Below are 22,902 nucleotides of genomic sequence, written 5' to 3'. Positions count from 1 at the left end.
ACCAGTAAAATTAAAAATATGAGCAAGAACACTGAATTTGAAAGTATAGCCTTTGATTTGCCCAAAAATCAAAGCAACGTAATTAAAGTCATTGGTGTTGGTGGTGGAGGTAGTAACGCTATTAATCACATGTTCCAGGCCGGTATCAATGGGGTGGATTTTGTGATTTGCAATACCGATTCACAAGCACTTCATAATAGTCCTGTGCCCAATAAGATACAATTGGGAGTTTCATTGACGGAAGGACTGGGCGCTGGTGCCAATCCTGAAGTAGGGGAACAAGCGGCTATTGAAAGTATGGAGGAAATCAAGCAAATGCTTGAACCTACAACAAAGATGATTTTTATTACTGCCGGTATGGGCGGGGGAACAGGTACTGGTGCTGCCCCTGTCATTGCAAAAATGGCAAAGGAAATGGATGTTCTTACTGTGGGGATCGTTACCATGCCATTTCAATTTGAAGGTAAAATGCGTTGCCAACAGGCTCAGTTGGGAATTGAAAAATTACGTGCCAATGTAGATTCCCTGATTGTTATTAATAATAATAAATTAAGGGAAGTATACGGCAATTTAGGATTTAAGGCTGGTTTTTCTAAAGCAGATGAAGTGTTGGCCACTGCCGCTCGTGGTATTGCAGAGGTAATTACACATCACTATACTCAGAACATAGATTTACGTGACGCCAAGACTGTGTTGAGCAGTAGTGGTACGGCCATAATGGGATCGGCCATATCGTCCGGTTCATCCAGGGCTCATGAAGCTATTACGAAAGCGTTGGATTCCCCTTTGCTAAATGATAACAAAATAACTGGAGCAAAGAATGTACTTCTACTTATTGTTTCCGGGGCACAAGAAATTACGATTGACGAAATAGGTGAAATTAACGACCATATTCAAAATGAGGCAGGTTTCGGTGCAAATATCATTATGGGTGTTGGTGAAGATGAGGGACTGGGCGAGGCAATCGCAGTTACGGTTATAGCCACGGGTTTTAATATTGATCAACAGGATGATATAGTAAATACCGAATCCAAAAAAATCATTCATACGTTAGAAGATGAACAACGCGCGGAGCATAATCTTACTCCTAAAAGCCTTGTTCACCAGTTGGTCGAAGAAGAGGAAATTACAGTAACTCCAGTTAAGCCTAATAAGGTGCAAGAGGAGCCGAAAATGGATTTGATACCTACCACCAATTTTATTAAGAATTTTAATGTATTCTATGAGGAAGTTGTAGCGGAAAATGTTCAGGACGATTTTATCATAATTAGTGCTTCCGATGAAATTAAGGATATTGAGGTAGTAGATCCCCGAGTAGTTTCCAATAAGGTTGTGGAGGAAGATCAATTTGAATTTAGTTTTGATATGCCTTTGGCCAAAAAGCCGGTAGAGGAGGAAGAGGAAGCCCGCCATATCATCACCTTCGATTTGGATGAAGAGGTAAGGGATTTGGAAGTAAAAGATCACGTAGAGGTAATACCAGTTCTAGAATACAATAAGAACGGGGAAAAGCGATACAGTTTGGATGATTATATGGAGTTGGAGAAGAAACTTACCGGTGCACAATCGAAGGCGGAGGAGTTTGAGCCCCGTATTGTTGAAGATGAGTTAATATTTGAAAAGCGCACCATTGCAAAACAGGAATCAAATCAAGATAGGGTGAATGTGGAGGATGAAGACCCCGTTAACACCCCAATAGAAATCCTTTTGAAAGAACGCGCAGATGAACGTAGACGTAAACTAAAGGACTTTAACTATAAATTCCAGAATAGTCTTAGCAACTTGGACGAAATATCCAAGCAACCGGCTTATAAGAGACAAGGGGTAAATCTAAACGAAAACCCTAGGGAGAATAAAGTTTCCAGAACGAGTCTTAGTGAGGATAGTAATGACGATATCCAATTGCGCTCCAACAACTCTTATTTACATGACAATGTGGACTAGTAGAGTACGGTGAACTATAAATCACAAAGTTTAAACCCGAAAATAGCTTTTATTTTCGGGTTTATTTTTATCTTCGCAGGGCTAAAAAAATGATATGGGTTTACAGCAAAGGGTAATGGAAGACATGAAAGTGGCAATGAGGGCTAAGGACACCGTGGCCTTGGAGTCGTTACGAGCTATAAAATCTGCTTTATTATTGGCACAGACCGAAACAGGTCCTGGTACGGAACTGTCTGAGGAAGAGGAAGTAAAGTTGGTTCAAAAATTGGTAAAGCAGCGAAAGGACAGTGCGGCTATATATAAAGAACAAGGTCGGGAAGATTTGGCCGAACCGGAATTGGCACAGGCATTGATCATTGAAAAGTTCTTGCCAGAACAATTGTCGGAACAAGAAATTGAAAATGCGGTAATAAAGACCATAGCTGCTCTTGGTGCTGCAGGAATGAAGGATATGGGCAAGGTTATGGGTCTTGTATCCCAAGAATTGGCAGGAAAGGCAGATGGGAAGACGATATCTACTATTGTAAAAAAGAATTTAATGAAAATGTAGGCCGTTACTGTGGGCAGTGTTTCTAATATATAGAACTGCTTACTGCCGCTGTCGACTGAGAACTAATTAAAGGCCCCGTGGCGCAACTGAATAGCGCATCAGATTTCGGCTCTGAGGGTTGGGGGTTTGAATCCCTCCGGGGTCACTTTTATGTAGAGCAACTAATTGATTTTCAGTTAGTTGCTTTTTTTATTTTTGTAATTGTGTCATTTTTAGTGTCACTTTTAGTTTGTTTCTGGTTTTTTTTTCTTCGAAGAATTTTATTGGGTTTAAATTAATAGTTTTTAAATTCAAAGACTGCTATTCTCTTAATAAAACTCCAGTCTTTGAATTTTCATATGACTAAAAATAGAAATGGATTTATCCAATATTTTATTACTGTTGGAAAATTCTTGTATTTTTAAATTTTTGATTCCTCTAAAATTGTTAAATTCATGATTTTTATGAGATATTATATAATTGATGGGAGTGGGGCATTATAGACTATCTGCTTATTAAGTATAATACACTTTTATTTTTTTTATCTAGATATCAATATTTAATCGTATCCGTATGTTGATCATAATTACGAAAAGCATAATATGAAATACATTCAACCGAAATTACATAAGGATTCTTTTACTTGCCCAAGTTGTGGAGTATTAGCCAAACAAGAGTGGATTTCTAGAGGTATGAGATTTGGTAATCACGGACATCTACAAAGTAACATTCTTGGGTCTTCTACTTGTCAGCATTGTAATGATACATCAATATGGGTGAAGGATATAATGTATTTCCCTGATACAGGAAATTCACCTTTCCCAAATCCAGAAATGCCAGAAAATGTTAAAAAATTATATTTAGAGGCTGCTTCAATAAGTAACAAATCACCTAGAGGAGCCGCAGCATTAATAAGACTGGCGATACAAGTTCTGTGTAAGGAGCTAGGGGAGCAGGGTGATAATATTAATGCTGATATTGGTAGTCTAGTAAAAAAAGGACTTCCTGAAATAGTACAGCAATCACTTGATATTGTTAGAGTAACGGGAAATGACGCTGTGCATCCTGGTCAAATAGATACTGATAATCAGGAAACAGTTGGTCAGCTCTTTGATTTAATAAATGTAATTGTAGAATATATGATTGCATTGCCTAAAAAAGTCAGTGGAATATATTCCAATCTACCAACTGGAAAACTAGATGGAATAACTAAAAGAGACGGAAAATATTGAAAATGTGGCTAATCCGCTGGATACTACGTGATGCATAAATCCATTTGGTAGAAGTTTAAGCTTTTGTAAAAACCAATTTTGCATGAAGGGATAAAAGTGATAATAATCAAATAATTATTCTCGGAATTCAGAACTAAGTTAATGTGCACACTCCTAATAATTGTCTCTAGAAAAATCCGCCAATGATAGAGAAAATCACTAAGAATAAAGATAGTTTTCGTGAACCGGATTTACATTCTATCGAAAAAATAGTTGAAAAACTTGATTATTATCGCTCTTTTTTTGGTAAAGTTCAGGACTTATCTGATGAGGAATTTGACAATTTACGAAAGGATGTTTCAAAATTTTTCACTCTAAAGCTCGGTTCACAAACGGATGAACCACCAAAAAGATTAATTAGAATCTCCATTAATAATAGAATTCTTAAGGCTCAAGGTAAAGCATTGGGCTACCTGACTGACATCTCTCAATTATTAGCACCGCCTATTGAAGTGTGTAATTTTGGAAGATGTAATATCCCAAAGCAGCAAGTGTTATACTGTGCAACCACTGAAGCTGGTGCTTATTGGGAGATTAGGCCGCAAAATGGAGATGTAATTACTGTTTCCTTTTTTGAGTTAAAGCCAAATTCAAAGGTTCGTTCTTTCATTGTTAGTAAGGAGAAGACCAAAGACCCAAAAATCGAGAGTAAACTGCAGGAAGTTTTTTATTTGCTTGAGGAGTTTTTTGAAGAAATTTATAGTCTTAGGGTGTCTAGGGATAGGCCGAGGGATTATTTATTCAGTGGTCAAATATCCTCGGACCAATTGTTTTATCCAATCGTTTCGAAATTAAACTTCGATGCAATATTATATCCAAGTGTTCAAAGGAAAAAACATGGATGGAATGTAGCCATTCGAAATGAACTCATATTAGATCGATATAATTTAATCGGAGTTGAAACAAGGTTTATTCTTGACGAATATTCTAAACTTGACCATACTTCAGAGGAAGTTACCACTGACCAAATTATTGGTTCATTTGGAACTAAAGCTTTTGATTTTGAGAATGGAAAGATTCTTTATGACGAGGAAAAGGCTAATAAAGCATTTGAATTATTTAGAAAAATGCAAGTTGGAAAAGGAAAACAAGTCCGCTATGAACAAGTAGGTTTGCCGAAAAGCTTAATGTTTAATTGTACTCCTCTAAACCATAAAAATGAATCTAAAATTACACCGATTAAAATGCTTGGTAGAAACGACCGAATTAATGTGGTTTATCAAGATGGTAAACGGATTGATAATATTAAATATAAAAAAGTTAAATTGGACCTAGAACAAGGTAAATGTAAAATAACCAAATATTAATTTAGGGCATGCACTGATTTGCTAAACATTGCTTCCTATTGAATTAGATAAAATCCATACATTTCAAAACTTGATTTTTTAATTGGGAAATCCGCCTCGATTTTTCAGGCCAAAATCGAGGCGGATTGTTGGTATTAATTATAAAAGTATGACAAATAGTGAGTTAAATAAAGTTTTAAAGTATATTGAAGAAAACATTAGGGTGACAGATCAAACTTCAATTGAATATCTGGACCCTAAAGGACATATTGAGAGGTTAGATAGTAAGCAAAATCAAATTATTTTTGGGAGAAGGGGTTCTGGTAAGTCATTGTTATTGAAGTCCTTAAAAAAGAACAGACCTGAAATTACATGTATATCTATTAATCTTGAAGATTTTAAAGATATTAGTTTTCCGAATTCGATCATTCAAGTATTGCGAAGTTTAATAATGCAACTTAAGAATGAGATAAAAGGCAAATACAGTATTTTTAAATCTTTTAGAAAATGGAAAGAGTCAAGACGAATAATTAAAGAGTATGACGATATTTTATCCAAGCTTGAAAAAAGACTTGTTCAACCCGATAATTTTGATGAATCCATAAGGGAGAAAACTGGATCAAAATTATCAGGCACAGCAAAGTCTGGTCACAAAAATACTAGTGCTTCTGTCAGTGCACAACAATCAGAGGAAAGGGAAATTTCAAAGCAGTTTAAAATCGACAAGCTAAATATTCTAAAAAATGAATTGCCGGACTTAAAAGAATTGGTGAATCAAACCTGTAAGCTTCTTGATAGTAACATTTTTCTAATCCTAGATGACTTCTATTTTATTAGAAAATTAGAGCAACCATATTTTATCGATTTCTTTCACCGCCTTTGTAAAAACACGAGTATGTTTTTAAAAGTAGCAACAATTAAACATAGGTCTTCTTTGTATGTACAGGGAGACACATTTATTGGGATGGAAATTGGTCATGATGCGCAGGCACTTAACCTGGATTACAGTCTTGAAAATTTCAATGCCTTGGTTAGCTTCATGCGTGAATTATTGGAACATGTTAATGCCAAGGTGGGGGTTGAAATTGATTACAAAACTATTTTAACAGATAACGCTTTCAAATTTCTGTGTCTTGCTTCTGGTGGTGTACCTAGAGATTTTTTCTCTTTGTTCATTTCGTTGGGTAATAAAATGATAAATGGAGATAAGTCTATAAGTAAACCAAATGTTATTGACTGTAGCATAGACAATTTGCCTAATAAATTGGAAGCATTTAAAACTGACACTGCAGACGAGAAAGAAGTTTTAGAACATTACTTACAGTTTATAAGAGATGAAATAATCACAATAAAGAAAAACAACTCATTTCTGGTTTCTAACTCAGAAATAATTAGTCACCCACAGCTTAATCAAGCTATTAAGGAATTAGTTGATTTACGCTTAATTCATCTGGTTAATTCCAATACTAGTTCAGCTCCAAGCGATGGTTTAAGGTATTCTGCATATATGGTAGATATTGGTTTGTTCCCAAATGCTAATCCGAGAGATTTTAAACAGACCCTTCCTGATGAAAAGGACGACAGAGGTAGAGAGGATAAGATTAGGTCTGCGCCTAAATTGTCAATAAGTAAGTTTCAAGAATACATAGATAATCTTAATATTAAATCCGAACTGGCATTAACCGAATAACCATTATTAATAAGGGGTGTATTCGTAGGGTGTGACTTTATTCGTTAGCCATGACTAGATGTGGAGACCAATACTAAAAACAATTAATTTTGCTAAGGTGTTCACATGAGTTTGTCAATTTTTTCTTTCGTATCAAGTATATCTTTTCGCAGGTTTAAAATCTGTAACTCACTTCTTAATTGATTCTTTTTGTTGAAATCCTGTTCTAGATCAACTTCTTTTTGTTTTAGTATTATTTTATTGTTTATTTCGTTTTTGTCCATTTTAAATTTTTTTTAATTTTTTAGTCTCAGTTTGAACACCTCATCATGTTTATGGCCCTAAACACGTGCTAAACCCTTATAATGAATATTTGTGCTCTCCGTTTTAGGTGCTAAGTGTTATCCCTTTTGGTAGAAAAAGGAACAATATAATTCCCTAAAATTTTCCCCAAAAATTTTCTTAACCTCATCATGTGTGTATAATTATGTTTAATATTTCCTATTTCTAAGAAGGGTCACAACTTGTGGAATTCCCTCCCTAACTTTATATATAGGGAGGGAGGGGTCCATTATTTTTAATAATAACTTTTCAAGCTAAATTTGACTTTGGAGGGGTCTTACTTTCTTTTGTGAGTTCTATATACTCTTGCCAATCCTCATCACTAATTTTGGATTCTGTTAATTCTTCCATTTCGAATACTTCATGTAGCTTGCCTTCATTTCTCAATCGCTTATACTCGCTTATGATTAAATCATTGAAATAAAATTTAGGCATGCCTATCATATTCTGCCTATTTAATTTCTTTATATAATTACCTATTACTTTTTTAGATGCTTCGGGAAGTGCTACTACATCTTTGTATACTGTGTTGAGTTGAGGTGTATTATCGTTTTTAATAGCTTCATTTAGGGCTATTCCAACAATTTCCTCCCCTAATTCATGCTTAAAAGTCCAGCTTACCATATTCATGAAGTTACGAACTGAGGAACTTACATGTACATCATCTTTTCTGTTAGTAATATTGATTTTTATCAACCCTATTAACATTGGACTATTGCTTAATTCTAAATTCTCCAGATCATAGATTTTATAGCCGTTTACCATAGGAGTATTTATTATTACTTCACTAAGTAATACGCTCAAAATATTACTATATTCTCTTTGCTGAATATAATAGTTTATTAGTATCTCCAATTGCTCCTTTGGATAATTTGAATCTTTTCCTTCCTTGTAGGTTATGTGCTTTTTCAATAGCTCCCACAAAAATGGATGGTCCTCTAAGTTTTTTACAAATCCTGGGTTATCTAAGTTAATGTAATTCATAATTTTTAATTTTAAAATGTTAATATTTTTTCATTTGCTATGATGGTCTAGGCGGCCCTCCTTAGTTTGTTGCTTTGTAGGGTTCGCCTAACTTTCATTTAGTTTTGGTACTCAAAAAGTTCATGTAATAAATTGTTTTCAACTAAATAGTTGTATTCTGTAATTATGTAATAATCGGTGCATATAGCTTCTTCTTCGTACTGGGCGTGCATATAGGCTATAATTACATTTCTTTGGTACTCATTAAACACAAGTTCTTCGGCATCTGGATTTTGATAGCTAAATAGCATGCCTAATAGCCCTATTTGTTTTAGGTGTTGATATACGCCTAATATGTGCTGATTGTGGATAATTGTGTACTCTCTGTTGGTAGTGAGCATATAGTCACTGATTAAGAGGCTTTTTGCCTCTGATAATTGAATTTCTTCCATATTTTTATCTTTTAATATTAATTTATTGTTGACCTTTTAATAGGTAGTCAACGCTACACCCGGTATTTGCGACACTTTCGCAGTATATTCTATAACTTCTGTCATCATCTAGAAAAGTTTGTAGTAGGGCCTCTAAAACAGGTTTTATAGCCTTTGGTTCTACGTCTGCCAATAGATGAACGTGAAGTCTATCTTGATTATCGTATTCAATGGCTTCCAGATAATTTACATCCGAGGTTAATACCTTTAAATGATTGATTAAGTACTGGTGATAATCACGATCATAATAATCTCTAGTTGTCCATACAATATTACTTTTCCAGTTGTGGCTGTAAATGGTGGGCGACTTGTTACGTCTGGGAACCTTCAATTTGAATGCATCCAGAATTGAATAATGAATGTGGTATCTTCCCTTTTCTTTTTTGATTGTTCCTTGGGGGTGGTACTTATCAAAAATGCTTTTAACCATATTCTTTAGTGATTTATAGCTAATGTTTTTAATAGCAACTAAATCTTTTAGGCTGTACCATTTATCATATCTGTTTTGATTTATAACCTTTATTAGATTGTTATACTCTTTTTTAATTTCTACTTTGTTTTTCATACTTATTTTCGTTTTTAACAAGACACACCTCGGACTTGGTATTAATAAATACTATGCACCTTGGGTAAAGTGAATAGTTATACCCTTCTTTTTTTTAAAAACCAGATAACTATCTGATTCTTAGTTCATAAAATTTTGAAAATATTTTGATAAGCCAGTGAAATACCGACCAAGACTTTACCCCTCCTTCTTGCGTGTTTAGGCTAACATGCAATTGGGGTTAAAGCGTTGTGAACCTCATCGAGTTTGTAGTAAACTCGAGTTCCTATACTATATGCTGTTAGCACACCTTTTTTATGCCAATTGGTAAGGGTAGTGAAACTCACGCCAAGCATTTTGGCGGTTTCCTTGCGTGAAACCCACTTAGGGGGTAGCTGAGGTTGGAATTCTTCTTTGAGCTGATCTAGCTCTTTCTTTAACGCTAATAAGATATTAGCAGTTAGCTTTTCTTCTGTAATCTGAATAAGTTGAATCATAATTTCCTTTTTTATCGTTTTGATAAAACAAAGGAGAAAAGGGTCTTTTGGGGTCTATATAACTGCAGACCCTTTTTTTTAAATTATGGAATTTTAATATCGTTGTTTGGGTTGTTGAGAAATGCTTGAACATTGCTATTTGCAGCTTTTCTTAATACGCTATACTCTTCTTTCGTTTTTAATTTAGGATATTTATTAGTTAGTAGTTTCCTGGCGTTATCTGGGTGAATTCCCATTATTAGAGCTAGTACTTTATACTTACTTTTTTGAGAAGTTTCTAAGTTGTGAATAATATCATCAATCTTTAATTCCTTAATCAGCGTAAATCTATCTAAGGTGTCAAATAAAGGAAGGTCTTTGATTTTTAATGGTTCTTCGAGAAATTCTTCATCCGACAAGTCTTCCTTCGTTATTTTTTTTAGCTCAATACCGTTTTCATGGTAAACAACATGGTAGCCTTCATTTTTTATCTCCTCTTCAACAAATTCGATTTTTCTCTTATTCTCAAATTGAATTCGTACTAGATGTTCCTCGCTTAAATGCTTGTCAATATTAAAACCAACTGTAAAGTCTAGTTCAAATTCCGAATGAGTGAAAATTTTAATATTTTCTTCACGTGATAGTGCGCTGATTTCGTAGAATAGAAATTCTATTCTTTTGGCATTAGGGATTGTTGTAAAAAAAGATTTTTCAAAATTTTTAAAGTTGAGAGTGTAAATTCGTTCGGAGCAATAATTCCAAAATAAATTGTTTTCCTCTGCAGTTTTAAGAAATTGTTCATACAGAATGTTTAATTCTTTAACCTTTGAGTCAACTACATTCTTTAATGTGATTGCTTCTTGAAAATGTTCAATGCTTTTATAGAAAAGATTAGGGTCTGATATTTCATCGTGACGGGAATAGGCTCTATCCAGTTCCTGGGTCAACATTTCCATTTCGAAAAAATCTGTTTGTAATTTGATTTCTGGCGTATCTAAAAATTCAAAATCGTCGATTTCCATTTATTGAATAGTTTGGTTAGGATTAAGGTGCTAATATAAAATTAACTAGATATATATTGGTTTTCAATATGATAAGTTTTAAGAGAAGAATTTATGTTTTGAAATTTTTTCAGCACGTTCTAGATCATCAACTTTAATGTAGTTATAGAACACTTTTTCACTACTGTGTCCACTTATTGCCATAATGTCGATGGTAGGCATGCCACTTTTATAGGCATTGGTGCAGAAACTTCTCCTGCCGGTATGATTTGTGATTAAATCATATTTCTTGAAGGACTTCATCTCTTTCTTTCCTCCTTTGGTAACACCTTTCTCAATGATTTCGTTGATTTTGGCAAGTTCGCCTATTTCTTTCAGGCAATAATTGATATGTTGTTCCGCCATTCCTTTGGGAGGATGGCCATTCCTTTTTTCTAAAATTGCCCTAACCGTGGAATTTAAGGGAATTGTTAAAAGTTTGGAGTTTTTTTGTGTGGTAATAGATATGTAGCTCGCTGAATTGTTTGTTATGATACTACTTGAGCTAAGCTTGGTGAAATCTGATACCCTTAGCCCGGTGTTGGCTGAAATTAGAAATAAATCTCTAGCCAATTCCAGTTTATTTTTGGTTATTACAAAATCATTTTTGATTCTCTTGGGAGTGTAATTTGAGAAATCTAGTTCAAATATTCTCTCTAATTCAGCTGTATTTAAATAAATATTGTAAATATCCTCTTGTGGCTTTTTGAAATATCTTTTTCGAAAATCTAAATTATTGTGATAGCCTTTCTCGTAACTAGAATTCATTATAGTCTTTAAAATTTTGATTTGTGTACCTATGTAGTTCAAGGAATAGTTTAGATCATACATATAATTCAAAAAACTATCATAGAATTCGATATTAATTTTGTCATAAGTTAAATGTGATACTGTGTCATTATATTTTTTTAGAATGGTGAAGGCGTTGTTATAAGTTTTTGCAGTTCCGGTTCCCATGGGCTTGCCTGTGCTTACCAGAGGGTTTTTTTGGTAATGTTCAATGTACCATTTGTAAAATGGCAATAATTCTAACAGTTGAGGTTTGTCGTCCTTTATAGAATTTCGGTTCAAAAATACATTCAATTCTTCTTTAAGTATTTCGTTGGTTACCTCAACGTTTTCCGTAATAGCCAATCGGTAATATGTTTTTTCAACGAAATTGTGAATTTCGGTGAGCTTATTGTTAACGTTGTTCTTGTGAATCTCGGAAACGACATTCCTGATCCTCATTTTAGAATCATCCCAGTTTTTTATATCTATAATTTTTAGCCCAGTTGAATATCTTAAACGTTTATTACTTCCGTAGTTGAAGTATAATTGAATTGATGCTGATTTGTTAGAGCCTTTTCTAGGGACGAAAGTAAGTTTTGCCATGCTATTTAGTCTTGAGTTCAAATATACTCTAAAAAGTGACACATATGATTTAATTGTGTAATTATTTGTGTCACTTTATAGTGTGCCTAAGTTGGTCTAAGTTTGACTTAGTTTACGACATTAATTTTGTTAAGTCCCTAATATTGGTGAGTTATGTTGTATTAGTTGGTGAGTATAAGTTCGTTATAAAATTTAGATAAACAGTAATTTGTGATCCCTCCGGGGTCACGAATAAACCACTAAAAAGTGGTTGTGCACGCGAGCTTCAAAAAAGAAGCTCGCTTCTTTTTTGAAGTGTAGCGAAGCATAACTTTTAGTGGTTTTCAAAGCGGAGCTTTGTAGGGAAGGGCGCAGCCAATCCCGTTTTCGTAAACCTGTTCGATTCGCACTTCTTTTTTGAAGTGTAGCGAAGCATAACTTTTAGTGGTTTACAAAGCGGAGCTTTGTAGGGAAGGGCGCAGCCAATCTCGTTTTCGTAAACCTGTTCGATTCGCACTTCTTTTTTGAAGTGTATCGAAGCATAACTTTTAGTGGTTTTCAAGGCGGAGCTTTGTAGGGAAGGGCGCAGCCAATCCCGTTTTCGTAAACCTGTTCGATTCGCGCTTCTTTTTTGAAGCAAAGTGAAGCATAACTTTTAGTGGTTTTCAAAGTGGAGCTTTGTAGGGAGGGGCGCAGCCTAATCCCTTTTAAGTTCAAGTTCCTATGTCTGGATCAATAAAGAAATAGTAAGAATAATTTTCCAATGCGGATTTTATGCAATATGCATAGTAATCCATTAAGTTTCATACCTTATACTTTCAAAAAAACAACCAAATGAGGTATTTCCAATCAAAGTATATGGTGCTGGCCATATTGGTGACATTTGTTTCTTGCAAGGGCAAGGCCAGGCCCGATTTAGTTTCCAATTCCCAACGCGCCGACAAACCCAACATTGTTCTCATATTGGCGGACGATCAAGGATGGGGAGATCTGGGTATCACTGGAAACACCAATCTTCAAACCCCGAACATAGACGCGATAGCCAAAAGCGGAGTTATGTTCGATCATTTTTATGTAAGTCCTGTTTGTTCCCCCACTCGCGCGGAACTGTTGACCGGTCGCTACTTTCCAAGACTGGGGGTATATTCCACTTCTGCGGGTGGGGAACGTTTAAATTTGGATGAAACCACAATTGCAGAAGTTTTCAAGGAGGCTGGGTATGCCACTGCTGCTTATGGAAAGTGGCATAACGGCATGCAACCACCTTATCATCCCAATGCCAGAGGTTTTGATGATTATTATGGATTCTGCTCCGGTCATTGGGGCAATTATTTTAGTCCCATGTTGGAGCATAATGGAGAAATTGTAAAGGGAGAGGGATTCATAATTGATGACCTTACCAATAAGGGAATAGATTTTATGGACAGGAATAAAGACAAGCCTTTCTTCCTATATCTGCCCTATAACACGCCGCATAGCCCTATGCAGGTACCTGATGAATATTGGAATCGGTTCAAAGACAAAGAGCTTGCCATGAAATATCACGGAGAAGAGGAGGAAAATGAAAATTTCACAAGGGCAGCACTGGCCATGGTAGAAAATATAGACTACAATGTGGGTCGGGTATATGACAAGCTTAAGGATTTGAATCTGGAAGAAAATACTATCGTAGTATATCTATCGGACAATGGTCCCAACGGATGGCGCTGGAACGGTGGATTGCGGGGCAAGAAAGGATCAACCGATGAAGGAGGGGTGAGATCTCCCCTTATCATGCAATGGAAAAACAACTTGCCTCAAGGAAAACGGATTTCGCAAATAGCAAGTTCCATTGATTTATTGCCCACTTTATCCGAATTGGCACAAATTCAGTTAAAAACCCTTAAACCATTGGATGGGAAAAGCCTAAAGCCTCTTCTAATGGAAGATAATTCATCTTGGCAACCTAGAGTAATCTACAACCATTGGAATAGCGGCACAAGCATCAGAACGGATAAATATAGATTGGATAACGAAGACCGACTATATGATATGCACCATGATAGTGGACAAACAACGGATCTTTCAATGAAATTACCAAAGTTGACTGATTCTTTGAAAGGATTAAAAAATGATTGGCTTGAAGAGGTTCTGCCTAAATCCAAAGAATCGGTGGATCGCCCTTTTACTCTGGGGCATCCAGATTTTGTGTACACCCAGATTCCTGCTCGGGATGGTGTGGCGCATGGCAAGATAGAACGAAGCAATCGACATCCCAACTGTACCTTTTTTACGAATTGGAAAAGTACAGAGGATAGCATCAGCTGGGATGTGGACGTCCTGGCCGATGGGGAATTTGAAGTTGAACTTTATTACACGGCCAAAGAACTGGATTTGGGGGCCGAAATTGAATTGAGCTTAGGGGAGAGTTCCCTAAAAGGAACAATTAATAAGGCGCATGATCCCCCATTGGTAGGGGAAATCAGGGATCTTGATCCGAGAATTGAATCCTATACCAAGGATTTTATTCCTATGGATTTAGGTAGGATGCACCTGAAAAAGGGTAGGGGCCATTTAACACTAAAAGCTCTAAAAATTCCTGGAGAAGAAGTTATGGATGTGCGACTATTGATGTTTAAGAAATTGAATTGATGTTTATGTCTTGGTAGATGACCAGTGCTTTTCATTGGATTGGGCATTCGTACTTATTGATTCCCACCGTAACAAATTAAAACATGAAATCATAAGGACAGATGGGACACTATTGGGCACGATCCAAATTTTTCCATTGGTTTATGCAAGTATTGATTACAAATTGTTTATTTATTATAAATGTTTCTTTAGATTAACTCCCAATTTTAGAACACAATGAAACTAAACAGAATTTCATCTCTAATTCCGGCACTTTTTTGTCTCTTACTAAGCGGATATGGGGCATTTTCCCAAAAAAACAATACAGCTGAAATTTATTTAGATCCTATCTTCAAAGTTAATTACGGAGATGCTACTGCCGATAAACCCCAATCAAAATCATGGACAACCGATCATGGGCAATGGCTGGTTGTGGGCGATGAAGACGGTCCTAAACTATTGAAAAAGGATGTTTCTGGGTGGACAAGGCAAGAATCGGTTAATAGAGCCTGGCTTGGTTTACCGAGTAGAGCCGACGTCTGGAGCAAGGGCGATGAGGTGCATATAGTCTTAGTTGGAGAATGTGCTTTGAATGTAGTTCAAATAAGGTATTCCCGCCATAGCAAGCAATACGAACATAGATCGATGGGTTATCTTCCCATTCCTAAGAACTGTCAGTCTATTGAAACAGCTACCATTACACAAGATTCAAAAAATGAATATTGGGTTTGTGCGGATATGAATGAAAAAATCATGGTTTGGCATTCCTCCAATGGCAAAGATTGGTCGGATTCATTTACACTGGCAGATGACATCAATGAAGATGATATCTCCTTAATAGTCAGCTTAAAAGATCAAGTATCTGTTATCTGGTCCAACCAAAATACCCAATCCGTCAATGAACGAATTCACATTGATGGAGATGCTCCCAATCACTGGTCAGCCCCTGTAATTGTTCAGCAGGGAGACAATAACGCAGACGATCACTTGAATGCTACTGTGTTTGAAGATGGGGAAATGGCATTGGTCACCAAGAACAGTGTGGACGAAATTGATCAACCCCAATTTGTATTGCGAGTAAGGGACTTAAAGGGCAAATGGACCAACGTTCCATATGAAAACCTTCATCCTGGATTAAGTCCTAGCCGTCCTATTATTAATCACGTTGAATCAGGAAAGATATTTGAAATACATTCTGTAAAAAACAAAGTGAATAATCGATATTACATTTCTGTCAATGAAATAGAAAAGCAGAAAGATGGCTGGGAGTTTAACGAACTAGTCCAATTAAAAACCAAAATAAATGGAAAAAACGGGGATGCAACTTCGAGTAAGGCCAGTTTTTCGTCCAATGGGCCTAAACTTATATTTTTCTCGGATGATTTGGGTAACGTCTATTCGTTTGATTTGGATACGTTAAAGTAGGTTTGCAAATTGCGTCCAAGGTGCTACATGAATTGCTTTCGCCTATCCTGTCCTTAAAATAGTAAGGTGGGATAATGTAAAATCTATTCATTCAGTAAGTTCATTTAAAGAAATTTTTCGCTTTGCCTTTATCATCTCTAAAATCACAATAATTGGCATAGTTTAAAGTGTTAAGTCCTTTTCAGATTTCAAATCTACAGCCTTTTGTAATTTTTTTGCAATCGCTGCCATAGCAAATGCAACTGTGATGGCCATAATCGTAATTATGATACACATCGCAAGAAATCCAGCGGGGTCGTCTTCTTTATTATGAAATATCTTTATAAATATACCGGCCATCGCAACTAAAATGCTTAATATGATTGCGCAATATTTTATACTTCTTAAGGTTCTTATCGAGTTCAGTGTAAACAATTCATCTTTTCCAATATACCCGAGTAATTTGAATGCTTTGTACAACGCAACAAAAAAAGCGATTGATGATGCATATCCATACAGGATGAATGGGTCAAAGTAAATGCTGAATAGGTCCAGGTTCTCGGCCCTTCCTTCGGACAATGGAAACCGAATCATAATGTAAAGTGTCACAATGCTGATTAGCACGATAACAGCCCGAAGAAATATTATTGAAATTCTTTTCATAATGATTTCTAAACTACTTGGTAAAAATAATATTTATTACTCTCTTACTTGCTGCCTTTGAAAATCAACGAATGGGCTTTTGATTGGAAGTTGAAATGCACAGCGCGGTTCTGAATACTTCGGGATTGTCCGTGTCGCATGGCTGGCTAACAATGGCGGCCAACGTACCTATATGGCAACAAGTTTAAGATTCTTAATATCTGTCCAAAATAACAAATCTTTTATTTGGTTTGAGTTTTAAATTGGTCATCCTTGTCATCGGAAATAGATAATCCTTACTATTTATATATCCCCTCAAGATTAAACAAAAACGCATATATCTCCGCCATCTCCTTTAAATAATCAAATCGTCCACTGGCACCTCCATGACCAAAATCCATATTGGTACGGAAGAGCAATTGATTTTTATCAGTTTTCATGGATCTGAGCTTAGCAACCCATTTTGCCGGTTCAAAATACTGTACTTGGCTATCATGTAAGCCCGTTGTGACCAAAATGTTAGGGTAGTTCTTCTTTTCAACATTTTCATAGGGACTATAGGACTTTATGTAGAAGTAGGCCTCTTCATTTTTTGGGTTTCCCCATTCATCAAATTCGTTGGTCGTTAATGGAATACTTTCATCAAGCATGGTATTGACCACATCCACAAAAGGGACTGCAGCTACAAGCCCATTCCATAAACTGGATGACATATTTGCCACCGCTCCCATTAATAAACCACCGGCACTACCACCCATAGCATATAAATGGCCCTTACCGGTATAGCCCTCCTGGATTAAAAATTCACCACAATCGATAAAATCGGTAAATGTATTCTTCTTTTTCATCAACTTACCTTCTTCGTACCAACTGCGGCCCATTTCCTGACCACCTCTTATATGGGCAATTGCAAAAACAAAACCCCTATCCAGTAGGCTTAATCTACTACTTGCAAAACTAGCATCCATACTATTTCCATAACTGCCGTAACCAAAGAGCAATAAAGGTGTTGCAGCATCTTTATTCAAGTTTTTTTTATAGACCAAGGATATTGGGATTTTAGCACCGTCTTTTGCAGTAGCATAAATACGTTCGGTAACATAATCGTTGGAATTGTAACCGCCAACAACTTCCTCTTGTTTCAATAATATTTTCTCTTTGCTTCTTATTTTGTAGTCATAAGTAGATAAGGGAGTAGTTAATGAGGTATAGCTATAGCGTAGCACATTGCTTGTGTATTCAGGATTGGGAATAACAGAAGCTGTATAGGCGGCTTCACCGAAATTGAGATAATGTTCCGCATTATCATTTATACTTCTAAGACGTAATTTTACCAGTCCGTCTTTGCGTTCCTTAACCACAATAAAGTCTTGGAACTCTTCCATGCCTTCAATTAAAACATCATTACGATTTGGTATTATTTCCTTCCAATTGGATACTTCGGTCTTGTCAAGGGGGCATTCCATCAATTTAAAGTTCATGGCTCCGTCCTTATTAGTGAGGATTAAAAATTTATCATTCAAGGGTACTACATCATACAATACATCTTTTAGCCTTGGTTGAAACACCTTGAAGACACTTTGAGGTTTGTTGGCATTTACCATCCTTAATTCTGAAGACAGGGTTGCCATGGAATAAATAAGAATGTGCTGATTGTTTTTGCTCTTTTTCACCCATAAATAATTGCTATTATCTTTTTCGTGATAAACCACTTCATCCTTTTCCGCACTTGTACCTAAAGAGTGCCGTTTTATTTTTTCGGGCAATAGTGTCATCAGGTTTTTTGAAGTGTAGAAAAAGGTTTTGCTGTCATTTGCCCAGCAAGGGTCTCCTTCGGTATTTAGAATACTATCCTTAAGGATTTCGCCCGTTTCTAGATTTTTGATGTGAATGGTATATTGTCTGCGACTCACAAGGTCAACACCATATGCCATTAATTTGTTGTCCGGGCTGATATCGAATCCGGTAGCTGCATAATAAGCATGTCCTTCGGCCGATTTATCAACATCAAGTAAAACTTCTTCAGGGGCGTCCAAACTTGCTTTTTTTCGGCAGTATTTATAGTACTGCTTTCCCTCCTCTGTTCTGCTGTAATAATAGTATCCATTTTTAAATACGGGCACACTTTCGTCTTTTTCCTTTATTCTTGATTTCATTTCGACAAATAAGTCTGACTGAAATGGTTTGGAAGGACTCATTACGCTGTCCAGAAATGCGTTTTCGGCCTCCAGGTAGTTGATGGCCTTTGTACTGTCCGGCCCTTTGCCAAAATAGTCATACATCCAGTAATAGTAGTCAGCTACACTATCGGCATGAATTACTCGCCAGTGTTCTTTTTTTTCTGCAATAGGAGCTGTCGCCTTCTGGAATTGGGCCTGTGCATTGGTAATACAAATAATCAGACCTAATAAGGTTGTTATTTTTTTCATTTTTTATTTACGTTGGCATGTCTAAAAATACAGGGAACACCAGGGTTTAAAGTAGTGCGATGGGGAAAATCACTAAGTTTATACCCTTTTTATTACAAAAGTTTAAGGCCTTTGATTCATGAGTAAAATTTGAAGCTTCAAATGGAGGGTAATTTTCAAATATTCTCGTCGTATAAATATACTTAAAACTCAGCATCCAATACACAATATATTAATGTAATTAAATTGAGAAAGAACCATATTTCAGTTTTTGATCCAGATACTTTTACGTTCAACAACTGCTGTTTATATAGTCCAGTATTGTAAATAGGTTTTTAGAAATTTATTGAAAATCCTGCACCTTGCACATTGGCAATTATGTTTAATTCAGGCTTGGAATGGTTAAGGGTAGTTGGATTTAAGGAAGAATTGTAATTTTCTACAGCTTGTTTAATATTTTTATCGGTGCTAATGGCAATGGGTAATGCAATTGCAAAACACCCAATTCCAATCCCGGCCAGAGTCCAATTAGGGTCTCCCCCGGCAATGGAAGTTCCAATAGGAGTCCCTGTCAATCCTCCACCTATCCCACTTAGAATTATACTAAAAATTCCCTTTGTTTTTGCCTTCTTTAATAATTCTAATGATTGGGTATTCGTTTTTACCCCACTGGACAATTTGGAGAATGATGATAACTTATTTCCATTTTAAGTGTATTTGTTTCCACCAAAAACCTTTTTCATTTCAATTTCTTGACCCTGGCATAATGTGAATACTATCAATGCAATAAGCAAAGAAAAAAGGTTTCTATTCATTTTGTTGTTCGTGGTTATTTTGGATTAAAATATGTACAAGGGACGTATATAACAAAGAGTAATTATATACCCATTATTAATCTAATATAGGAAATCTTTTATTTGGTTTTCATTTTAAAATACTCACCTATCTGTAACTATTAGGAGTCTTGTCCTTTATCCGAGGTCACCATATTTATAGTGTTATGCTCCCTAAAATTTAATTTATTACTGCTGAAATTCATTGTGGATATCTTTCAACCCTTTTTTTGCCACTTTTAGGGCCCGTAAAGTGTTTTTGGATTTTTGTGAATGCGCTTCCATTCGTAGAAGTACGTTCTTTAGTGTTTTGGTAGCTTCCACAATATAGGGGCCTTTATTCAACATAACACATTCTGCCTGGGCGCTAATGGTGGCATCCGAAATCTCGGCCCTAGTGGCCATGCCCTTTTTTGCCAAAGTGTCCAACACCTGTGTTGCCCAAATCACGGGTATCTGGGCTGCCTCGCACAACCAGAGTATCTCATTCTGTACTTCGGAAATACGTTCAAAACCAATCTCTACGGCCAAATCCCCCCTAGCGATCATAACACCAATTTTTGGTCTTTTCATCGCGCTAAAAAGAATGGAGGGTAAATTCTCAAAAGCGGTCCTGTTTTCAATCTTAAAAACAACTCCGATATCGTTACTTCCTAGTTTGTCCAGTTCCTCATAAAGGAGGGATACATCGGCTGCATTGCGAACAAAAGAGTAGCCAATTAGATCTGCATTGTCAGAGATAAACGGCAGTAGTTGTAAATCTTCCCGAGTTAAAGAGGGAAGGTTGAGATGGGTATCCGGTAAATTGATACCTTTTCCAGGCCTAAGTTTTTTCTTATGTGATTTTTTAACGATCAGAGAGGCAGTATTGCCCGAGATCGACTTGACCTTGGCCCATATAGCGCCATCATCAAAAAATACTGATTGCCCCACTTCAAGGGCGTCAATGATCTGCGGAACTGAGACTTCGATCAAGGCACTATCCGGTGGAAGCTTTATTTTATCATTTCCTTCTGAAATATATGTCGAATTGGGCTTTATCAATAGTAGTTTAGTCCCCTTCTCTATTTTTAGGAATGGTACGGAATTCAGGGGTTTCTCACTATCGATCCGTGTATAAATATTGCTAATCCGTATTTTGGGACCAGGTAGGTCCATATAGATATTTATAGGGCGATCCAGTTCCTGTTTAATGCCTTTTATGTTCAAAAGAACCTTTTCCCAAAGCTTTTTATTTCCATGGCTAAGGTTTAAGCGGGCTATACCCATACCCGCCAAATTTAATTTTCTAATTAGTTTCTTATTAGTCGTTACCTCGTCTGGCATAGTGACCATTATTTCAGTATCCCGTTCCCCGCTATCCGTTTTAAAGAGGTCATTGGCGTGCTTTGCCAATAATTTTTTGCTCCCTGAATATCCAATGGCTTCCAAGCTGGAATTCTTTTCCCAAGTTTTGCCATTCAGTACTTTGACAAGTTTTAGGGCATTGGAAATATTTTCATAGACGTACCCGGCCCCGCTTCCCAAGGAAGATATTCCTATTTCGGATAGACCACTCTGAATCTCACGTATATCTAAACTACGAAGCAGTAAATAGCGATATAGGTTTTTAGCACTGGATTTATACTGCGGATGAATGGAAGAGGCAATCCTGTTCGCGGTAGAGTCATTATTTATGAGGTTTTCATAAATTTTTTGGAGGTCCGTTTCCAGTTTTTCGAGTTCCATGTCAAATCGATTATTTAAAAATAATGGCGCAGGATTTGCTGATTAAAAATACGATATAAAACATGGATACTTCTCGGGGGAAGTACAAAAAGAAGTTAAAATTTGACATAAAAAAGCAATACCCCAAGACATTTTTATGAATAAGGGTATTGCTATATTTGGTGTAAACTAAAAATGCGAACTAGGGGGTTACAGTAACAATTAAAGGATGGTTGATCTGTTCGGAAAACGAGTCCAAATAATTCTCCCAATCCTCTTTAGTGTCAAATTGCCCGCTTTTTTTCCATCCAAATCCAGCGTAATAGATTACAGTGTTATTTTTAACTTTTAGATGTGCATAGGCGTTACTTAGATCTTTTTTTGGTACATCGTACTTTTCAAAATCAATAAAAGTGTCATTGGGGGCAATGATGGCGGTTCCCAATTCCGAATCTCCGTGTGGCTGCCAGTAGCTTACCCATCCTTTGTCCTTCTTACCGCTAACCTCACCATCCTTTTCGTGAAGAGTAAGTCCGGCGGAAATCTGGTCAACACCTTTTAGGGTGATGTTGAATTTGGATAAATTTTGACCTAGGTCCAAGCTTATTATTCTCGATTCCTTAATGGTTTTTCCATTGGCGCCCCAATCTTCATATTCCAGATAGAAGCTGGTCCTTATTGGCCCGTTGGTGATGGTACGCCATTTGGTGTAATTTTTGGAATAATAGTATGTGGTGTCGATTTTTGCCGCAATTCCACCAACACCTCGACTTGGACCAACATGAAAATCATCCAGGCCTTCACCGGTATCCTTGTGGTAACTACTGACTCCGCTCAGTTCCTCTTTATACCATTTATCAATTATTGGGTATTCTACTTTTTTTAACCAAGCATCGACCCCACTGGACAGCGTGCCTCCCGGAACCTTGTCTTCTATCATCTTTTGTGCGGTGGGACCGTAAACCCGAAATGCTACCTTGTTGTTTTCCCAGGTATAGTCATCGGTGCGTTCAGGAACAAACCTGGAATAACACAATTGCGGGGCGGTGGGATTTTCCCCTTCCCCAACTTTAACTATCTCAAATTTGCTTTCGCCATTCGCGGTTATTTTTGGTTGAAATAGGATCATATCCAAAATACCGTCCCCATCATTGTCCACCTTTTGAATGATTTCCAGCTGATTGGTTTCTGTATTTTTAATTCCTATAGTAGATAGGTCATCCATCTTTAGGATGGCCTGGTCGAGCTCCACAGTTTCTGAAATCCGTTCCATATTAAGAACATTTTTCACTGAAATGATCGTGGGCTTCTCTTTTTCGGAACAAGCTATTGAGAACAATACACTAATGGAAAGTATTACTATTTTATAAAGTGATTTCATAACATCATT

The 22,902-nt window shown here is 36.4% G+C and carries 19 protein-coding genes and 1 tRNA gene; 8 read left to right on the top strand and 12 right to left on the bottom strand.

Annotated features, from left to right (window positions below):
* Positions 1 to 18 precede the first annotated feature (18 nt).
* The 6 genes from ftsZ (at position 19) to CWD91_RS08085 (ending at position 6,720) form a co-directional block, all read left to right on the top strand.
* Positions 19 to 1,944 carry a cell division protein FtsZ gene (gene ftsZ, locus CWD91_RS08110; RefSeq protein WP_103440452.1) on the top strand — a complete coding sequence of 642 codons (1,926 nt, stop codon included), beginning with the start codon at positions 19 to 21 and terminating at the stop codon, positions 1,942 to 1,944.
* Positions 1,945 to 2,038: 94 nt separating this feature from the next.
* Complete coding sequence (locus tag CWD91_RS08105) at positions 2,039 to 2,494, top strand: GatB/YqeY domain-containing protein (protein WP_103440451.1); 456 nt, start codon at positions 2,039 to 2,041, stop codon at positions 2,492 to 2,494.
* Between the two features lie 71 nt (positions 2,495 to 2,565).
* Positions 2,566 to 2,639: transfer RNA gene (locus CWD91_RS08100), tRNA-Arg, on the top strand.
* 436 nt (positions 2,640 to 3,075) lie between these two features.
* Positions 3,076 to 3,705, top strand: a complete 630-nt coding sequence (locus tag CWD91_RS08095) for a DUF4145 domain-containing protein (protein ID WP_103440450.1) — start codon at positions 3,076 to 3,078, stop codon at positions 3,703 to 3,705.
* 182 nt (positions 3,706 to 3,887) lie between these two features.
* On the top strand, positions 3,888 to 5,051 hold the full coding sequence (locus CWD91_RS08090; protein WP_103440449.1) for an RES domain-containing protein: 1,164 nt from the start codon (positions 3,888 to 3,890) through the stop codon (positions 5,049 to 5,051).
* A gap of 148 nt (positions 5,052 to 5,199) precedes the next feature.
* Positions 5,200 to 6,720 (top strand): hypothetical protein, encoded by a 1,521-nt coding sequence (locus CWD91_RS08085; protein WP_103440448.1) that lies wholly within the window; start codon positions 5,200 to 5,202, stop codon positions 6,718 to 6,720.
* A 101-nt stretch (positions 6,721 to 6,821) separates the two neighbouring features.
* On the opposite strand, the gene CWD91_RS22655 is transcribed toward CWD91_RS08085, so the two are convergent.
* The 7 genes from CWD91_RS22655 to CWD91_RS08055 form a co-directional block, all read right to left on the bottom strand.
* The gene (locus CWD91_RS22655; RefSeq protein ID WP_157943750.1) at positions 6,822 to 6,983 is read right to left on the bottom strand and encodes a hypothetical protein; all 162 of its coding nucleotides are present in this window, start codon (positions 6,981 to 6,983) and stop codon (positions 6,822 to 6,824) included.
* A 307-nt stretch (positions 6,984 to 7,290) separates the two neighbouring features.
* On the bottom strand, positions 7,291 to 8,025 hold the full coding sequence (locus tag CWD91_RS08080) for a hypothetical protein (RefSeq protein WP_103440447.1): 735 nt from the start codon (positions 8,023 to 8,025) through the stop codon (positions 7,291 to 7,293).
* A 98-nt stretch (positions 8,026 to 8,123) separates the two neighbouring features.
* Positions 8,124 to 8,405 carry a hypothetical protein gene (locus tag CWD91_RS08075; RefSeq protein WP_157943749.1) on the bottom strand — a complete coding sequence of 94 codons (282 nt, stop codon included), beginning with the start codon at positions 8,403 to 8,405 and terminating at the stop codon, positions 8,124 to 8,126.
* A 73-nt stretch (positions 8,406 to 8,478) separates the two neighbouring features.
* Positions 8,479 to 9,060: a hypothetical protein gene (locus CWD91_RS08070; RefSeq protein WP_103440445.1), complete on the bottom strand. Its 582-nt coding sequence runs from the start codon at positions 9,058 to 9,060 to the stop codon at positions 8,479 to 8,481.
* A gap of 203 nt (positions 9,061 to 9,263) precedes the next feature.
* Positions 9,264 to 9,536 carry a helix-turn-helix domain-containing protein gene (locus tag CWD91_RS08065; RefSeq protein ID WP_239985699.1) on the bottom strand — a complete coding sequence of 91 codons (273 nt, stop codon included), beginning with the start codon at positions 9,534 to 9,536 and terminating at the stop codon, positions 9,264 to 9,266.
* An 83-nt stretch (positions 9,537 to 9,619) separates the two neighbouring features.
* Positions 9,620 to 10,537 (bottom strand): hypothetical protein, encoded by a 918-nt coding sequence (locus CWD91_RS08060; RefSeq protein ID WP_103440444.1) that lies wholly within the window; start codon positions 10,535 to 10,537, stop codon positions 9,620 to 9,622.
* Between the two features lie 78 nt (positions 10,538 to 10,615).
* Positions 10,616 to 11,929, bottom strand: a complete 1,314-nt coding sequence (locus tag CWD91_RS08055; RefSeq protein ID WP_103440443.1) for a tyrosine-type recombinase/integrase — start codon at positions 11,927 to 11,929, stop codon at positions 10,616 to 10,618.
* An 813-nt stretch (positions 11,930 to 12,742) separates the two neighbouring features.
* On the opposite strand from CWD91_RS08055, the gene CWD91_RS08050 reads away from it, so the two are divergent.
* A complete protein-coding gene (locus CWD91_RS08050; protein ID WP_103440442.1) occupies positions 12,743 to 14,539 on the top strand; it encodes an arylsulfatase in 1,797 nt (598 codons plus the stop codon).
* A 216-nt stretch (positions 14,540 to 14,755) separates the two neighbouring features.
* Positions 14,756 to 15,943 (top strand): hypothetical protein, encoded by a 1,188-nt coding sequence (locus CWD91_RS08040; protein WP_103440440.1) that lies wholly within the window; start codon positions 14,756 to 14,758, stop codon positions 15,941 to 15,943.
* A 162-nt stretch (positions 15,944 to 16,105) separates the two neighbouring features.
* On the opposite strand, the gene CWD91_RS08035 is transcribed toward CWD91_RS08040, so the two are convergent.
* The 5 genes from CWD91_RS08035 to CWD91_RS08015 form a co-directional block, all read right to left on the bottom strand.
* Complete coding sequence (locus tag CWD91_RS08035; RefSeq protein ID WP_103440439.1) at positions 16,106 to 16,585, bottom strand: DUF2975 domain-containing protein; 480 nt, start codon at positions 16,583 to 16,585, stop codon at positions 16,106 to 16,108.
* Positions 16,586 to 16,863: 278 nt separating this feature from the next.
* A complete protein-coding gene (locus CWD91_RS08030; protein WP_103440438.1) occupies positions 16,864 to 18,993 on the bottom strand; it encodes a S9 family peptidase in 2,130 nt (709 codons plus the stop codon).
* Positions 18,994 to 19,307: 314 nt separating this feature from the next.
* The gene (locus CWD91_RS08025; RefSeq protein ID WP_103440437.1) at positions 19,308 to 19,649 is read right to left on the bottom strand and encodes a hypothetical protein; all 342 of its coding nucleotides are present in this window, start codon (positions 19,647 to 19,649) and stop codon (positions 19,308 to 19,310) included.
* A gap of 345 nt (positions 19,650 to 19,994) precedes the next feature.
* The gene (locus CWD91_RS08020; protein WP_103440436.1) at positions 19,995 to 21,533 is read right to left on the bottom strand and encodes a pyruvate kinase; all 1,539 of its coding nucleotides are present in this window, start codon (positions 21,531 to 21,533) and stop codon (positions 19,995 to 19,997) included.
* 181 nt (positions 21,534 to 21,714) lie between these two features.
* A complete protein-coding gene (locus CWD91_RS08015; protein WP_103440435.1) occupies positions 21,715 to 22,893 on the bottom strand; it encodes a DUF4861 family protein in 1,179 nt (392 codons plus the stop codon).
* Between the last annotated feature and the right edge of the window lie 9 nt (positions 22,894 to 22,902).

This window comes from Arenibacter hampyeongensis (genome assembly GCF_002909255.1).
GTDB lineage: Bacteria > Bacteroidota > Bacteroidia > Flavobacteriales > Flavobacteriaceae > Arenibacter > Arenibacter hampyeongensis.
The sequence above is the reverse complement of the archived record's forward strand: the minus strand, read 5'-3'. Positions and strand labels throughout refer to the sequence as shown.

Bases quoted from the DNA above. Each gene is read 5' to 3' on its own strand.
- CWD91_RS08040 (WP_103440440.1), top strand. From the start codon at position 14,756: ATGAAACTAAACAGAATTTCATCTCTAATTCCGGCACTTTTTTGTCTC.
- ftsZ (WP_103440452.1), top strand. From the start codon at position 19: ATGAGCAAGAACACTGAATTTGAAAGTATAGCCTTTGATTTGCCCAAA.
- CWD91_RS08095 (WP_103440450.1), top strand. From the start codon at position 3,076: ATGAAATACATTCAACCGAAATTACATAAGGATTCTTTTACTTGCCCA.
- CWD91_RS08015 (WP_103440435.1), bottom strand. From the start codon at position 22,893: ATGAAATCACTTTATAAAATAGTAATACTTTCCATTAGTGTATTGTTC.
- CWD91_RS08090 (WP_103440449.1), top strand. From the start codon at position 3,888: ATGATAGAGAAAATCACTAAGAATAAAGATAGTTTTCGTGAACCGGAT.
- CWD91_RS08085 (WP_103440448.1), top strand. From the start codon at position 5,200: ATGACAAATAGTGAGTTAAATAAAGTTTTAAAGTATATTGAAGAAAAC.
- CWD91_RS08050 (WP_103440442.1), top strand. From the start codon at position 12,743: ATGAGGTATTTCCAATCAAAGTATATGGTGCTGGCCATATTGGTGACA.
- CWD91_RS08075 (WP_157943749.1), bottom strand. From the start codon at position 8,405: ATGCTCACTACCAACAGAGAGTACACAATTATCCACAATCAGCACATA.
- CWD91_RS22655 (WP_157943750.1), bottom strand. From the start codon at position 6,983: ATGGACAAAAACGAAATAAACAATAAAATAATACTAAAACAAAAAGAA.
- CWD91_RS08060 (WP_103440444.1), bottom strand. From the start codon at position 10,537: ATGGAAATCGACGATTTTGAATTTTTAGATACGCCAGAAATCAAATTA.
- CWD91_RS08020 (WP_103440436.1), bottom strand. From the start codon at position 21,533: ATGGAACTCGAAAAACTGGAAACGGACCTCCAAAAAATTTATGAAAAC.
- CWD91_RS08055 (WP_103440443.1), bottom strand. From the start codon at position 11,929: ATGGCAAAACTTACTTTCGTCCCTAGAAAAGGCTCTAACAAATCAGCA.
- CWD91_RS08065 (WP_239985699.1), bottom strand. From the start codon at position 9,536: ATGATTCAACTTATTCAGATTACAGAAGAAAAGCTAACTGCTAATATC.
- CWD91_RS08080 (WP_103440447.1), bottom strand. From the start codon at position 8,025: ATGAATTACATTAACTTAGATAACCCAGGATTTGTAAAAAACTTAGAG.
- CWD91_RS08070 (WP_103440445.1), bottom strand. From the start codon at position 9,060: ATGAAAAACAAAGTAGAAATTAAAAAAGAGTATAACAATCTAATAAAG.
- CWD91_RS08035 (WP_103440439.1), bottom strand. From the start codon at position 16,585: ATGAAAAGAATTTCAATAATATTTCTTCGGGCTGTTATCGTGCTAATC.
- CWD91_RS08105 (WP_103440451.1), top strand. From the start codon at position 2,039: ATGGGTTTACAGCAAAGGGTAATGGAAGACATGAAAGTGGCAATGAGG.
- CWD91_RS08030 (WP_103440438.1), bottom strand. From the start codon at position 18,993: ATGAAAAAAATAACAACCTTATTAGGTCTGATTATTTGTATTACCAAT.